The sequence below is a fragment of the Niveibacterium terrae genome, assembly GCF_048213115.1.
In the GTDB taxonomy this organism is placed as follows: domain Bacteria; phylum Pseudomonadota; class Gammaproteobacteria; order Burkholderiales; family Rhodocyclaceae; genus Niveibacterium; species Niveibacterium terrae.
The window spans coordinates 1,322,603-1,337,313 of sequence record NZ_CP172404.1 but is presented as its reverse complement, the minus strand read 5'-3'; the positions used below and the strand labels follow the sequence as shown (position 1 = coordinate 1,337,313).

The following is a 14,711-nucleotide window of genomic DNA, read 5'->3' as shown; positions in this document are numbered from 1 at the left end:
CTGGCGAAGCGCTCGGGCGGTCGCGTCCGCGGCGCTGTACACTCTGACCTCGTCCTGCGCCCCCTCCCCCATGTCCGACGCCGCACCGCTCCGCCTCTTCCACCACCGCCCCTTCCTGTTTCACTGTCTCTCCCGGGTGTTCTCGACGGCCGGCTCGCAGATGCAGGCAGTCGCCGTCGCCTGGCAGGTCTATGAACTGACGCACAGCGCTTTCGCTCTGGGCATGGTCGGCCTCGCGCAGTTCCTGCCCCGGCTGCTTCTGATCACGGTGGTCGGCAATGTCGCGGATCGCTTCGACCGCAAGAAGGTCGCCTTTCTGGGCCAGGCCGTTCAGGCGCTCACTCTGGCCACTCTGGCGGTCGCGAGCTTCCACGGCCAGGTGAGCCAGGAGCTGATCTACTGTCTGGTCATCGTCGGTGGCGCGGCGCGCTCCTTCGAGACTCCGGCCATCCAGGCCATACTGCCAACCCTGGTCGGCAATGAGGCGCTGCCGCGGGCGGTCGCGCTGGGCGCTTCGGCGATGGAGGCGGCCACGATCATCTCGCCGGCCCTGGGCGGAGTGCTCTATGTGTTCGGCGCAAGCACGGTCTATGCGATCACGGCAGCGTCCTTCACGATCGCGGCGATTCTCTGCTCGGCCATCGTCCCGCTCGAGACCTGGCGCCGGGTATCGAGCGGATCGGGCTTCGCACACTTTCTCGAAGGCATCCGGTTCATCCGCAGCCGCCGCGCGGTGCTCGGCGCGATCTCGCTCGATCTGTTCGCGGTGCTGCTCGGTGGCGCGACGGCGCTGCTGCCCATCGTTGCCCACCAGCAGCTTCACACCGGTTCCTGGGGGCTGGGCCTGCTACGCTCGGCGCCGGCTGTCGGCGCACTACTCTGCTCGCTGTGGCTTGCCCACCACCCCCTACGCCGCCAGGTCGGAAGGAAGATGTTCGCGGCCGTCGCGCTGTTCGGGCTCACGACGATCGCCTTCGGACTCTCGCATTCGATCGCGCTATCGCTCGCGGCGCTGATCCTGCTCGGTGCGGCCGACATGGTCAGCGTCGTGATCCGCGCCGCCTTCGTCCAGCTGCAGACTCCGGATGCGATGCGCGGCCGGGTCGGCGCGGTCAATTCGGTGTTCATCGGTGCCTCGAACCAGCTCGGCGAGTTCGAATCGGGCCTGAGCGCGGCCGCTTTCGGAACCGTACCAGCGATCCTGATCGGCGGTCTGGGCACACTCGCCGTCGCCTATCTGTGGATGCTCGCCTTCCCCGAACTGAGGGACGCCGACACGCTGGACGGCTGATCCCGTCCCCCTCGCCCGCAGCGCGGGAGAGGGGTCGGGGGAGCGGGGTTTCAGTGGCCGCCCGCGGGTGCGCCCTTGTGCTTCGCGCCGAAGGGCGGCTTTGCGAACCAGACGAAGAAGTTCAGCGCAAGGAAGAGCCAGCCCAAAGCGTGGAGCACGTCGTTGAACGACATCTGGTAGGCCTGCTGGACGATCATCCGCTCCAGTGTCGCCGCGGCGCGACCGAGATCGCCGTGCCCGAGCAACTCAAAGGTCGAGCGGGTGGACGGATCGATCGCCGAGAAGTTGGACGCGAGCTGGGCATGGTGGATGACCGACCGGTGTCCCCACAGATAAGTCGTGATTGAAGCCGAGAAGCTGCCCCCCAGTGTGCGCAGGAAGGTCGCGAGGCCGGAGCCCGCCGCGATCTCGTTCGGCGCAAGGTCCGAGAGCAGGATGGTCAGCACCGGCATGAAGAAGAATGCGACACCTATGCCTTGCAGCAGCTGGACAAAGACGACCCGCTCAAAGTTCACGTCGGTCGAGAACCCCGAGCGCATGAAGCTCGTCGTCGACATCACGCAGAAGGCAGTCGAGGCGAGGATGCGCAGATCGAAACGGGCTGCGTTCTTGCCGACCCAGGGCGTCAGCAGAATCGGGAAGATTCCCAAGGGCGACGCGGCCAGCCCCGCCCAAAAGGCTGTGTAATGAAGCTGGGTCTGCAGCCACATCGGCACGAGCAGGCTGACGCTGAAGAACGCGCCATAGGCGAGCACCATCGCGACCGTCCCGGCCGCGAAATTGCGGTGGCGAAAGAGCCGCAGATCGACGATAGGCTCGTCATCGGTCAGCTCCCAGATCAGGAAGATCGCTATCGCGATCGCCGAGACGATGCTCAAGCATACGATCAGCGGAGACGCAAACCAGTCCTCATCGTTGCCCTTGTCGAGCACGATCTGCAAGGCGCCGACGCCAACAACCAGAGTCGCGAGGCCGACGTAGTCCATCTTCGGTTTGTCGGTCCTGACCGGACGGTGGCGCATCTGCCCCCAGACGACGAAAGCCGCGAAGAGGCCGATCGGCACATTGATGAAGAAGATCCACGGCCAAGTGTAATTGTCGGTGATCCAGCCGCCCAGAATGGGGCCGGCGATCGGCGCGACGACGGTCACCATCGACAGCAGGGCCAGAGCCTGGCCCCGTTTCTGGGGCGGGTAGATCGAGATCAGCAGCGCCTGCGTGATCGGATACATCGGTCCCGCGACGAAGCCCTGGATCGCGCGAAAGAGCACCAGCTCGTTCATCGAGTGCGCCATCCCGCACAAGAATGACGCCAGTGTGAAGAGCAGCGTCGAGACCAGGAAGAGCCTGACCTCGCCAAAACGGCGCGTCAGCCAGCCGGTCAGCGGCAGCGCGATCGCGGTGCTGACCGCGAAAGCGGTGATGACCCAGGTGCTCTGATCCGAGCTGACGCCGAGATTGCCGGCGATCGTCGGCAGGGACACGTTCGCGATCGTCGTATCCAGCACCTGCATGAAAGTCGCCAGCGACAGACCAAGCGTGCACAACGCGAGATTGGCCGGACGAAAGTCCGCGGCTTCGCTCATGACCGATTGCGCGCCAAAGCGCTCTTGTGGCCGGAATTGGCGCGCAGGATGCTGGCGATCTTCGCGTCGGCCTCGGCGAGCTGAGCGGCATAGACCGCAGTCGAGGCGACCGGCTTCGCCGCCGCGGTCTGGGCCAGCATCGAGCCCGAACGGTCATGCAGGTCGACTTCGACGCTCATCGACAAGCCGATACGCAGCGGGTGCCTGTTCAGCTCGGCCGGGTCGAGCGCGATGCGGACCGGAACCCGCTGCACGATCTTGATCCAGTTGCCGGTCGCGTTCTGGGCCGGCAGCAGCGAGAAAGCGCTGCCCGTTCCCATTGCGAGGCCGGCGACATGGCCGTGGTACTCAATGTCCTTGCCGAACAGATCGGAATGCAGCGTCACCCCCTGACCGATGCGCATCTTCTCGAGCTGGGTTTCCTTGAAGTTCGCTTCGACCCACAGCTGGTCGAGCGGCACGATCGTCATCAGAGGCGTTCCCGCCTGAACACGCTGCCCGAGCTGAACGCCACGCTGGGCGAGGAAGCCGCCCACCGGGGCCTTGATCGTGCTCCGCGAGAAGTCGAGATAGGCCTTGCGCAGCACGGCCGAGGCGGCCTTGACGTCGGGGTGGTCGGCGAGCGCGGTATCGTCGACGAGCGCGCGGCTCGTGCCGAGCTGATGGTCAGCCGCCGAGAACGCGCTCGCGGCGGCATCGACCGCCTCGCGGGCATGGGCCAGCTCTTCCTGAGGGATCGCGCCGGTCACGGCGAGGCTCTGGCGGCGTGCCAGGTCGGCGCGGGCCCGGTCGAGCGCGATCCGCTTCGCGGCGACGTCGGCGTCCAGGCTGCCGACGTTCGAATACAGCCCGCGCACCTGGCGCACCGCGCGCGCCAGAGCCGCCTCGGCCTGTTCAAGCGCAACCCGCGTCTCGGCCGGATCGAGTTCAACCAGGGTCTGGCCGGCGCGCACGCGACCGTAGTCCTCGGCGCCGATCGAGACGACCGTGCCGCCGAGCTGGGGCGTGATCTGGACCACGTTGCCGTTCGCATAGGCATCCTCGGTGGACTCGAACCAGCGCCCGTGTAGCAGATACCAGGCCGTATAGCTGGCGCCCGCGGCGACCACCGCCAGGCCCAGCACCGACAGCAGCAGACGGCGGCGCCCGATCTTGCTACCCATCACCGCGGCGACGCCGCTCTCGGAGTTCGTGTTCGTTTGCGTGCTCATTGCCATGCCTTATCGAGTCGTGGTCGCGGCGCGATCGCGGGGAAGCGCACCAGGAAGTCGGGATTCATCGTGGAAACCACCGCCCAGCGCGTGGACGAGCTGGATCGATGCATCGAGCTGCTGAGCCTGGAGCGCGGCGAGCTGCTGTTCGTTCGCGAGCAGGCTCTGCTGGGCCGTCAGCACTTCGAGATAGCTGCCCACGCCTTTGCGGAAACGCTGCTCAGAGAGCGACCAGGCTTCGCGCGAAGCGGTGAGCGCCTGCTGCTGGGCGCGCAGCTGTTCGGCATCCGAGCGCAGCGTCGTCAGCTGTTCGGCGACCTCGCCAACCGCGCGCACCAGGATCTGGTTGTACTGGGCGGTTGCCTCGTCGTAGCCCGCATCGCGCGCAGAGAGGTTCGCGCGCAAGCGACCTCCGTCGAAGACCGGCAACGAGATCGCCGGGGCGAGCTGCGCATAGCGCGAATGCAGGCTGAAGAAATCGGCGGTGTGCATCGACGCGAGGCCGATCGCCGCACCGAGATTCACGTTCGGGTAGAACTCGGCTTTCGCGACGTCGATCGCGCGGCTCGCCGCCTCGACCCGCCAGCGCGCCGCGACCAGATCGGGTCGGCGGCCCAGCAGATTGGCCGGCAGATCGGCGGGCACGGCGAGCGTGGCCGGGACGAGAGGCGCCGGAGTCGAAAGCTCGAAACCGCGATCGGGGCCTTTCCCGCTGAGCGTGGCCAGCGCGATCCGCGCCAGTTCGACCGAATGCTTCGCCTGGGCGAGCCTTTGCTCGGCGCTCGCGAGCACGGCCTCGGTCTGGCGAACCTGAGCGAGGCTGTCCAAACCGGCGTCGAAGCGCTGGCGGTTGAGCTTCAAGAGCCGCCTCGCACGTTCGCGATCGGCTTCAGCGACCTTGACCATCTCATTGCCGTGCGCAAACTGGTTGTAGGCGCGGGCGAGCTCGACCGAGAGTTCGAGCCGGGCAGCCCGGGCATCGACTTCCGCGGCGCGCAGCGAGCCCAGCGCAGCCTCCCAGGCCGCGCGCTTGCCACCCCACAGATCGAAGCTGTAGTTGAGGCTCAAGGACGCGATGCCGACCGTCGAATAGTTGTCCCCATAGGGCTGGGGCAGCACGGTATCGGGAATGCGCATGCCGTTCGTGCTGAGCTTGGCGCCGACCGTGGGCTTGCGCGCCGCGTCGGCGATGCCGACCGCAGCGGCCACGGATCTGACCCGCGCATCGGCCACGTCGAGGCCGGGGTTGTCGCGCAGCGCCTCCGCGATCAGCGCGTCGAGCTGGGCATCTCCCAGCGCTTTCCACCAGTCGGCCGCGGGCCAGGCCGCTTCCGAGACTGCGATGTCCTTCTGCGCAGCGTGGCTGGCGAGGCTTAGCGGATTGCGCCCGCCGAGCTGGGGCGCCAGCCCCTGGCTGCTGGCGCACGCGGCCAGCGCAAGCGCACTAAGGCTCAGACTTATCGATTTGAATGTCATTGCTCAGGCAAATTACTTATAGGGACGTTGATCGAGCGTGCCGCGAACCTTCTTGAGCATCTCGAACAGCTGTTGCTGCTCGGTGGCCGAGAGATCGCTCAGGGCATCGGAGCTGAGTGCCAAACCGCAGGCCTGGATCTCGCGCCAGACGGCGCGCCCGGCTTCGGTGAGCGTCACATCGACGGCGCGGCGGTCATCGGTGCGCGGCACGCGGCGCAGATAACCCTTCTCCTGGAGGCGGTCGAGCATCCGGGTCAGCGCTCCGGCATCGTGGCCGCAGCAGCGCGAGATCTCGGTCGGGGACACCAGCTCGCGCAAGGAGAGCGTGCGCAGCACACGGTACTGGCTGAAGTTGATGCCGAAGCCCCCCGCGGCCAGATCGCATTCGAGGTGGCGGATCAGGCGCAGACGCACCTGGTGCAGCAACAGACCGATGGTCTCGTTGATCTCCGAGACGGGCTCGGCATCGAGGTGGGCATGAGGAATTTTCGCGGACATGTCGCCACATTACTTGCCGCGGCAAACATTAGCCAATCACGATTGCTTATTTCGTGATAATGAGAATGAATCCCGTTCCCCTAGCCAAACCTGCCCGGAGGAAACTCAGATTCCGTGCATGACCGCAGGGATGGACAGCAGCGAGAACACGGTGGTCAGGAAAGCGCAACGCGAAGCAAGTCCCCTGTCCCCGTCATACTTCTCAGCCAGCACACCGACCAGCGTCGCGGTCGGCATCGCGACCAGAACTACGCAAACGCCGGTCAGGACGGGATCTGCCCCCCACAGCCTGAGCAGGACGAGGCACAGGATCGGCGCAACGAGCAGCTTGACGAAACTGAGGTAATAGACATCGAGACCGGCGAGCACTTCCCGCAGTTCGACGTCGGCGAGCATCGCACCGATGATGAACATCGACAGCGGCGTCGTCATCGCGCCGACGCTCTCGCAGGTCCTGAGCACCGGCGCGGGCAACTGCAACGAGAACAGGAAGATCAACATCCCGAACACGGTCGCAATCAGCGGCGGATTCCAGAAATTGCGCAGCAGGCCGCGCCAGTCACGGCGACCGGTGAAGAGCATGACTCCATAGGACCACATGAACAGGTTGACCGGAATCGTGAAGATCGACGTGTAGAACACACCGACGCCACCGAACAAACCCTGAACCACCGGATAACCAACGAAGCCGCAGTTCGAGAACACGGTCGAGAAACTCAGCATCCGCCGCTTACCGGCCTCGAAGCGGCAATAGAACAGCCGGCTCAGCAGGGCCAGGCTCAGGTGGATCGCGAACGAAGCACCGAACACGACCCCGGCGTTCCTGAACAGCGCAGCGGAGAAGTGGAAGTTGAAGGACGAGACGATCAGCAGCGGCATCGTCACGTTCATCAACAGCTCGACCAGGCCTTTGCGGACAGGATCGGTGATCAGCTGGCGCTTTCTCAGAAGCACGCCAATGGACAGCATCAGGGCCAGGACGAGGACCTGATCGAAAACCTTGGTGTTCACGAAACGATTCCAGATTGGGGGGACAAGCGCACAGCCAGGAAGCCGACGCACAGGGCATCGATGCTACGCCCGTATAACCGGGCGCATCAAGGAGGCGTCATCCCGAGCCAGGAAGAGGCCGCCTCAGGACTCGTCGAGTGCCTGTCCAATCTGGGGCAGGATTTCGAACAGGTCGCCGACCAGACCGTAATCGGCGATCTCGAAGATCGGCGCGTCCGGATCCTTGTTGATCGCGACAATGGTCCGCGACCCTTTGATCCCGGCCAGATGCTGAATTGCGCCCGAGATGCCGACCGCGACATACAGATCGGGCGCGACGATCTTGCCGGTCTGTCCAACCTGGCAATCGTTGGTCACATAGCCGGCATCGACGGCGGCACGGGTCGCACCGATCGCCGCACCGAGCTTGTCGGCGAGCGGATCGAGCAGCGTATGGAAAGACTCGGCGCTGCCCAGTCCCCGCCCTCCGGCCACGATGACTTTCGCCGAAGCGAGTTCGGGGTGGCCGTTGTCCGAGAGTTCGCGCGCGACGACGCGCGAGAGCCCCAGATCGGCACCGGCATCAACCGACTCGATCGCGGCGCACCCGCCCTGCTGCGCCGCGTGTTCGAAGGCCGACACGCGCACGCTGGCGAGGATGACCGGATCGACACTCTGCACGGTCGCCAACGCGTTGCCCGCGTAGATCGGGCGCACGAAGGTGTCGGCCGAGACGATATCGACGACGTCGGAGATCTGCGAGACGCCCAGAAGCGCCGCGGCGCGTGGCAGCACGTTCTTGCCAAAGCTCGTGGCCGGAGCGAAAACGTGGGAGCAGCCTGCGGCTTGCGCGACGAGGACGGGCGCGAGGTTCTCGGCCAGTCGGTCGGCGAGCCAGGGCGCATCGGCGAGCAGCACCTTCCCGACTCCGGCGATCCGGCTCCCCTCTTCCGCGACACTCGCACAGCCGTGTCCGGCGACCAGAAGGTGGATGGGGCCGTCGAGCCGGGATGCCGCCGCAACCGTCGCCAGCGTCGAAGCCTTGAGCTGCGCGTTGTCGTGTTCCGCCAGAACCAGGATGTTCATGGTCTTCCTCACAATACCCGGGCCGCGTTGCGCAGCCGCTCGACAAGTTCAGCGGCGCTCGACAGCCTCTCGCCCGCGCTTCGCCGGCTCGCTTCGACCACTTTGAGGGTCTTCAGGCCGACTTCGGTTGAGACGCCCAGCTCTTCCGGGCTCAGCTTCTCGAGCGGTTTTTTCCTCGCCCTCATGATGTTCGGCAAGGTGGCATAGCGCGGCTCGTTGAGCCTCAGATCGGTCGTGACGACCGCGGGCAGATTCACTTCCAGCGTCTCCAGCCCGCCGTCGATCTCGCGGGTCACGGTCACGCTGCCGTCGGCGATCCGGACCTTCGACGCGAAGCAGGCCTGAGGCCAGCCGAGCAGCGCAGCGAGCATCTGGCCGACCTGATTCGAATCGTCGTCTATGGCCTGCTTGCCCATCATCACGAGCTGGGGTTGCTCGCGCAACACGACTTCCCGGAGCAGCCGGGCGACCGCCAGAGGCTGGAGTTCGGCCTCGGTCTCGACGTGGATCGCGCGATCCATACCGATCGCCAGCGCGCTCCGCAAGGTGTCCTGGCATTTGAGCGGACCGCAGCTGACCGCGACGGTCTCGCGGGCCAGCCCGCCTTCGCGCTGACGCACCGCCTCCTCGACGGCGATCTCGTCGAAGGGATTCATCACCATCATCGCATTCGCGAGCTCTATGCCGGTCTGATCGCGCCGGATCTGGACCTTGAGCTTGTGGTCGAGTACCCGCTTGAGCGGAACCAGGATCTTCACGATGATCTCCTCAAAAGCTTCGACCCGATTATCCCCTAGCGCGGCGTTCGCGCTTGATTCAACCTGCTCCCGCCACCCTGTCCAGCGCCGGCAGAGCGGCGCGGGCATTGCTCGTCACCGCCTCAATGATCGTCGTCACCGGGAGCGAACGCAAGTCTGCCAGAACCTGAGCATAGAGCGTCAGCTCTTCGGGCAGGGACGGACCTTCCGGCCGCCAGGCGGGCGGGATGTCCGGCCCGTCGGTCTCCAGCACCAGAGCCTCGAGCGGCAGGCTCCGAGCGAGCTCGCGAATCCGCGTCGATCCCGGGTAAGTCATCGCGCCGCCGAAACCGAGCTTGAAGCCCAGAGCGATGAAGGCCTCGGCCTGCTGGCGGCTGCCATTGAAAGCGTGAGCGATTCCGCCGAGCGGCCGGAGTCGGCGCAGGTGTTTGAGCACCTGATCCTGGGCCCGCCGCAGGTGAAGCAGCACCGGAAGACCGAAGTCCTTGGCCATTTCGAGCTGGGCGACGTAGAGCGCCTCCATCCGCCCCCGGTCCAGGCCTTCGACATGGAAGTCGAGACCAATCTCACCGACCGCGACCGCACCACCGCGCTCGAGCCGGGCGCGCAGTGCGGCGAGCGCCACCTCGGGCTGATCCTGTCCAATATAGAGCGGATGGATGCCGAAAGCCGGCCGGACCTCCGGATGACGGGCGGCGAGCGCATCGAGCGCGGAAAAGTTCGCTGCCGCAACAGACGGAACGACGAAGAGTCCGACGCCGGCTGCGCGCGCGCGCGCGATCACCGCTTCGGCATTGCCGAATTCGGGCGCGTCGAGATGGACATGGGTGTCGATCAGCATCGCGCCTGTCCGCACTCAGCCCGGATCGCAGAGTTTGGGGCGGGCCGAGCCCAGCCAGGTCTGAACATCGAGCGCCAGGCGCTCGCTCGCGGCCGCGCTCGCCCGCACGCCAGCTATCGCATCGGCGCTTTGCGCCGCCTGCCGGTAGTCGAAGGCGAAGCCGTCGACGAGATCCTCGCCGCGCTCGCCGACCAGCCGGGCGATCCCGGTCAGACGGACCCGGCTCGTACCGTCCTGCGCGAACTCCTGGATCAGCTCGTCGAGCTTGACCTGCAGCTTGCAGCGCGAATCGGAACGCGCGGGCAAGCGACGCTGCAAACGCTGTTCGAGCAGCTGGACCGGCAGCGCGGCCCAGCGGTTGTCGGCAAAGCTGCGCCGCTCGGTTTCGTTGCGACCGAGCAGTCGATACTGCATCGCATTCGTCGCGAGCCAGGCCGGACCGGTCACTTCGACGCGGCGCAGCGGCACGGCGGGAGAGGCCAGCGAGGCGAGCCCGTCGGGGCCGAAGTCATGGACGGCTGGCGCGCGCACGCCACTGGGCGTCGCACAAGCGGCAAGGAGCGCGGAAACAACAAGAGCGGAAAGAAGACGAAGGCTCATGGCTTTTCTGAAGGAGCGGAATAGCCGGCCTCTCCGGGACCGGGCCGGGGCGCTTTGCGACCGAACAGGATGGACTGGGGGTTGCGCTCCAGACTGTCGATCAGATCCGACATATCGACGCTCAGACGCCTCAGTTCTGTCAGCGTCTCGCCGAGCTGAGGCATGCTCTCGCCGATCAGCCGGGTCTGCACGTCGCCGCCGACCGAATCGAGCCGGCGCGCGAGCGAATTGATGCCTGCCAGCGATGTCTTCAGAGTCTCCATCGTCTCGGGAAGATTCGCCGTGCCCTTCTCCAGATTCGCGAGCGTACGATCCAGCTTGTCAGAATCCATTCGCCCGGCCACTCGGTCGAGCTTGTCCATCAGCTCGGGCGTGCGCGCGAGTGTCGCTTCGAGGTGAGTGGATGAGCGTTCGACATTCGCGAGGATCAGGTCTATGCGCTTGCGGTTCCCGCCGTCGAGCACGCGGGAGAGCCGGTCGGCGACCCGCCGGACATGGTTCAGCGCCTCGATCGCCGATTCGGCGAGTCCCGGCGAAGCCCCGGCGAGGGCGAGTTCGGGAAGCCCTCCCGGGCCGACCGGGAGAGGCCGATGATCGCTGCCGTCGTCGTCGAGCTGAACGAAGACGAAACCGGTCAGGCCTTGCTGACCCAGACTGGCCCGGGTGGCGCGAGTCAGCGGCACATCGGAGGCGAGACGGACGCGGACCAAAATGTGCGCGGGATTGGCCGGATCGAAGTCGATGTCGGTGACACGGCCGGCCCGCACGCCGCGAAAGCGCACCGCGGCCTGCTCGTTCAGGCCCCCGACTCCGCCCTCGGTGATCAGCCTCACATCGTAGGTCTTCTCGGTCCGGCCAGAAAACCACCAGAAGGACAAGGCCGTGGCGATGCCGAGAAGCACGGTGAAGAGGCCGACGGCCAGAGCATAGGCGCGGTTTTCCATCAGCGCCCACCTCCCCGCTTCAAGGCGTGAAGACTGCGCTCGCTGCGGAAGAATCTTTCGATGAAGGGATGATCGACGTTCACGATTTCGTCCAGCTGTCCTTTGGCGAGTATACGACCGTCGGCGAGAACCGCGACGCTGGACGCGAGCGCCGCGAGCGTATCGAGATCGTGGGTCACGAACACGACCGTCAGCCCGAGCGCCCGGTGCAGGCCCAGGATCAGGCTGACGAAGCCGGCGCTGCGGTCCGGATCGAGCCCCGCGGTCGGCTCGTCGAGCAGCAGCAGCTCGGGGTCGAGCGAGAGCGCGCGCGCCAGTGCGACTCGCTTGATCATGCCGCCCGACAGCTCGGCCGGCATCCGCCAGGCGACGTCGGGTTCGAGTTCGACCATGCCCAGCTTCGCAAACACGAGGTCGCGGATCTCGGCTTCGGGAAGAAGTCTGAGCTCGCGCAGCGGGAAGGCGATGTTGTCGAACACGGATAGCGCCGAGAACAGCGCACCGTGCTGGAAGAGCACCCCCAGCCGGCGCTGTCTGCCCTGGCGCTCGGAGCGAGAGCCTTCGGTGAGCGGTTCGCCAAAGAGCTTTATCGTCCCTTCGCTGGGTTCGAGCAGGCCGGCGAGCTGGCGCAACAGCGTCGTCTTGCCGCAGCCCGAGCCGCCGACCAGGGCCAGCAGCTCGCCGCGGCCGACCGTCAGATCGACTCCGCGCATCACCCATTGTCGGCCGAATCGCCGCCCCAGACCGCGGATCTCGACCGGCGCGTTCATCCTCGCCCCAATCCGATGTTGCGGGTCGCCAGCGCGAAGACCGCGTCGAGCAGGATCACCACCGTGATCGCCGCGACGACCGACTCGGTCGTGCTGCGCGACAGGCTCTCGGTGTTGGGTTTGATCCTCAGCCCGAAATGGCAAGCCACCAGCGCGATCGTGATGCCGAAAGCGATGCCCTTGCACAGCGCGATCCACAGATTGGGCAGGGGCACGGCGCGCGGCAGGTTCGCGATGAAGAATTCGTAGTCGAGGCCCAGTTCGAAGTGCGCGGCGAGCATGCCGCCGAGGATCGCGATCGCACAGGTCCAGGCAACCAGCAGAGGCATCGCGACGCCCAGCGCCAGCACTTTCGGAAAGACTAGGCGCAGATGGCGGGGCACGCCCATCGTTGCCAGAGCGTCGATCTCCTCGGTAACCCGCATCACGCCGAGCTGGGCCGTGATCGCCGAACCCGAGCGCCCGGCGACCAGCACCGCGACGAGCACGGGCCCGAGCTCGCGGATCACGCCGATCCCGAGCACGTCGACGATGAAGGCTTCGGCGCCAAAACGCTTGAGCTGAAGCGCGAACAGATAGCTCAGCACGACTCCGATCAGGAAGGCGACCAGCGCCGTGACCGGCATCGCGCGCACTCCGGCCTTGTAAAGATTGGCCGAGATTTCGAGCATGGGCAGACGGCGGGGGCTGCGCAGCACATAGCCCAGCTCGATCACCAGTTGCCCGACCAGCGTAATGAAAGCGCGAACATGCGCAAGCGCCGCGAGCACGCCCTGGCCCAGCGCGACGAGCGGCGCAAGGCGGTCCCGGGGCGGACGGCTCGCCTCAATGACCGAGAAGCGGCCCAGCGTCGTGAAGAGCTCAGTGAAGCGGGCAGGGATCCGGACGCCGGCGGGCAGCTTTCGCCCCCAGGCACGCCACAGCAGCAGCGCGCCGAAGGTGTCGAGCGCGGCAAGCCCGTCGAGATCCCAACACTCGCGCCCGCGTTCGGCCGCAAGGCGGGCTCGCAGGGTCGCGAGCGTCTCCCCCGCCGAAGCCAGAGTCCAGCGCCCCGACAGCACGACGACCCCGTCGCGTACCGTGAGAGCTGGCTCCGCGCTCATCGCGTCATTCCTCCAGCGCCAGAGCGCCTTCGACCTTCAGCTGAAGCGAGATCGCGATGGCTTCCCACTGCGCCTCTTCCTCTTCGAGCAGGGCCGCGGTCAGCGGGCGGTCGCGCAGCGAGTCCCGGCCCACCTCGACGATGAAACCGCCCCGCTCGGCGCTCAGCACGAGCGGTACGACTTCGCCCTCGTCGCGGCTGCGGTGGAGGATCACGGCGAGGCGCAGACACAGGATCAGCAGCCAGTCGTCCTCGGCCAGCGCGAACTGCTGGCGCACCCGTTCGAGCTTGCCCCGATGGCCGAGCACGAGGCTGGCGAGCCGATTCTGCTCCTGGCGCGAGAAACCCGGCATATCGGCATTGGCGAGGATGTAGGTCGAATGCCGGTGATAGCCCGAGCGAGCGACCGACATCCCGAGTTCGTGAAGGCGGGCGGCCCAGCCCAGAAAACGCTTGCCATCCTCGTCGCCCGGCCTCGCTAGGTTGAGCAGCGCACCGGCGGTCTCGGCGACGCGCTCGGCCTGGGCCATATCGACCTGATAGCGGCGCATGAAGGATTCGACGGTCGCATCGCGCAGATCGCGGTGCGCATGCCGCCCCAGAAGATCGTGCAGTACGCCCTCGCGCAGCGCCGTCTCCGAAAAGCTGATCTCATCGAGGCTCAGCGCCGTCATGATCGCCGACAGGATCGCGAAGCCCCCGGCCAACACCGGAAGGCGATCGGAGCGGATTCCCGCCAGATCGAGCCGCGAGACGTTACCCGCGCGGATCAGCGCCTGGCGCAGCTTGTTCATGCCGGAGCGGGTGATCCCTCCCGCCGAGAAGCCATTGAGTTCCAGGATGTCGGTGATCGCCTTTGCAGTACCGCTCGACGCGAACGCGAGATCCCAGCCCAGCCTGCGATAGGAGGAGACGATCGTGTCGAGCTCACGCTGGGCAGCGAGTTCGGCTTCGCGCAAGGACTGCTTGTCGACAAAGCCGTCGGGGAAAAAGCGCAGGCTGTAGCTGACGCAGCCCATGTACAACGATTCGAGCGCGATCGGCTCAAAGCCGCGGCCGATCACGAATTCGGTCGAACCGCCGCCGATGTCGAAGACAAGCTGCTGGCCAGAGGGATCGGACAGCGCCTGAACCACGCCCAGATAGATCAGCCGCGCTTCTTCGCGACCGGCGACCACTTCGATCGGAAAGCCCAAAGCGCGCTCGGCGTGGGCGAGAAAGTCGCCGGCATTGCGCGCGACGCGCAAGGTGTTCGTCGCGACCGCGCGCACCTGTCCGGGTTCGAAGCCGCGCAGACGTTCGCCGAACTTGCGCAGCGCGACGAGGCCTCGGGCCTGCGCAACCTGGCCGAGCGAGCGCTCAGGCGAGAGCCCCGCCGCCAGACGCACGGCCTCCTTCAAGTTGTCCTGGGCGAAGATCTGATCACCTTCAACTCGGCCTATGATCAGGCGAAAGCTGTTCGAACCGAGGTCTACTGCAGCGATGAGCTCGTGCGTCATTGGGGGGGAAGGATCAAATGGGGGGCGGGAGAATTCTAGCATCGCCGCCCAGCCTCCGA

Annotated in this window: 14 protein-coding genes; 1 reads left to right on the top strand and 13 read right to left on the bottom strand. The window is 66.2% G+C overall.

What is annotated here, in order from left to right; translation table 11 throughout:
• Positions 1-70: 70 nt before the first annotated feature.
• Positions 71-1,291 (top strand): MFS transporter, encoded by a 1,221-nt coding sequence (locus tag ACHFB9_RS06015; RefSeq protein ID WP_417070224.1) that lies wholly within the window; start codon positions 71-73, stop codon positions 1,289-1,291.
• Positions 1,292-1,341: 50 nt separating this feature from the next.
• On the opposite strand, the gene ACHFB9_RS06010 is transcribed toward ACHFB9_RS06015, so the two are convergent.
• The 13 genes from ACHFB9_RS06010 to ppx all read right to left on the bottom strand — a co-directional run bounded on the left by ACHFB9_RS06010 (position 1,342) and on the right by ppx (position 14,652).
• A complete protein-coding gene (locus tag ACHFB9_RS06010) occupies positions 1,342-2,877 on the bottom strand; it encodes a DHA2 family efflux MFS transporter permease subunit (RefSeq protein WP_417070222.1) in 1,536 nt (511 codons plus the stop codon).
• The gene (locus ACHFB9_RS06005) at positions 2,874-4,088 is read right to left on the bottom strand and encodes an HlyD family efflux transporter periplasmic adaptor subunit (RefSeq protein WP_417070220.1); all 1,215 of its coding nucleotides are present in this window, start codon (positions 4,086-4,088) and stop codon (positions 2,874-2,876) included. Before ACHFB9_RS06005 ends, ACHFB9_RS06010 begins: the two co-directional genes overlap by 4 nt.
• Before the next feature lie 9 nt (positions 4,089-4,097).
• Positions 4,098-5,564, bottom strand: a complete 1,467-nt coding sequence (locus ACHFB9_RS06000) for an efflux transporter outer membrane subunit (RefSeq protein WP_417070218.1) — start codon at positions 5,562-5,564, stop codon at positions 4,098-4,100.
• A gap of 12 nt (positions 5,565-5,576) precedes the next feature.
• Entirely contained in the window at positions 5,577-6,062 is a 486-nt protein-coding gene (locus tag ACHFB9_RS05995; RefSeq protein WP_417070216.1) for a MarR family winged helix-turn-helix transcriptional regulator, read from the bottom strand.
• 105 nt (positions 6,063-6,167) lie between these two features.
• On the bottom strand, positions 6,168-7,073 hold the full coding sequence (locus ACHFB9_RS05990) for an AEC family transporter (RefSeq protein ID WP_417070214.1): 906 nt from the start codon (positions 7,071-7,073) through the stop codon (positions 6,168-6,170).
• Positions 7,074-7,196: 123 nt separating this feature from the next.
• Positions 7,197-8,138: an electron transfer flavoprotein subunit alpha/FixB family protein gene (locus ACHFB9_RS05985; protein ID WP_417070212.1), complete on the bottom strand. Its 942-nt coding sequence runs from the start codon at positions 8,136-8,138 to the stop codon at positions 7,197-7,199.
• A gap of 8 nt (positions 8,139-8,146) precedes the next feature.
• Positions 8,147-8,896 carry an electron transfer flavoprotein subunit beta/FixA family protein gene (locus ACHFB9_RS05980; protein WP_417070210.1) on the bottom strand — a complete coding sequence of 250 codons (750 nt, stop codon included), beginning with the start codon at positions 8,894-8,896 and terminating at the stop codon, positions 8,147-8,149.
• Between the two features lie 58 nt (positions 8,897-8,954).
• Positions 8,955-9,737 carry a TatD family hydrolase gene (locus ACHFB9_RS05975; RefSeq protein WP_417070208.1) on the bottom strand — a complete coding sequence of 261 codons (783 nt, stop codon included), beginning with the start codon at positions 9,735-9,737 and terminating at the stop codon, positions 8,955-8,957.
• Between the two features lie 15 nt (positions 9,738-9,752).
• Complete coding sequence (locus ACHFB9_RS05970) at positions 9,753-10,337, bottom strand: ABC-type transport auxiliary lipoprotein family protein (protein WP_417070206.1); 585 nt, start codon at positions 10,335-10,337, stop codon at positions 9,753-9,755.
• Complete coding sequence (locus tag ACHFB9_RS05965; RefSeq protein ID WP_417070204.1) at positions 10,334-11,281, bottom strand: MlaD family protein; 948 nt, start codon at positions 11,279-11,281, stop codon at positions 10,334-10,336. Before ACHFB9_RS05965 ends, ACHFB9_RS05970 begins: the two co-directional genes overlap by 4 nt.
• A complete protein-coding gene (locus ACHFB9_RS05960; protein ID WP_417070202.1) occupies positions 11,281-12,051 on the bottom strand; it encodes an ABC transporter ATP-binding protein in 771 nt (256 codons plus the stop codon). The genes ACHFB9_RS05965 and ACHFB9_RS05960 overlap by 1 nt, the downstream gene beginning before the upstream one ends.
• Positions 12,048-13,154 carry an ABC transporter permease gene (locus ACHFB9_RS05955; protein WP_417070201.1) on the bottom strand — a complete coding sequence of 369 codons (1,107 nt, stop codon included), beginning with the start codon at positions 13,152-13,154 and terminating at the stop codon, positions 12,048-12,050. The genes ACHFB9_RS05960 and ACHFB9_RS05955 overlap by 4 nt, the downstream gene beginning before the upstream one ends.
• 4 nt (positions 13,155-13,158) lie before the next feature.
• Positions 13,159-14,652, bottom strand: a complete 1,494-nt coding sequence (gene ppx / locus ACHFB9_RS05950; protein WP_417070199.1) for an exopolyphosphatase — start codon at positions 14,650-14,652, stop codon at positions 13,159-13,161.
• Positions 14,653-14,711 lie beyond the last annotated feature (59 nt).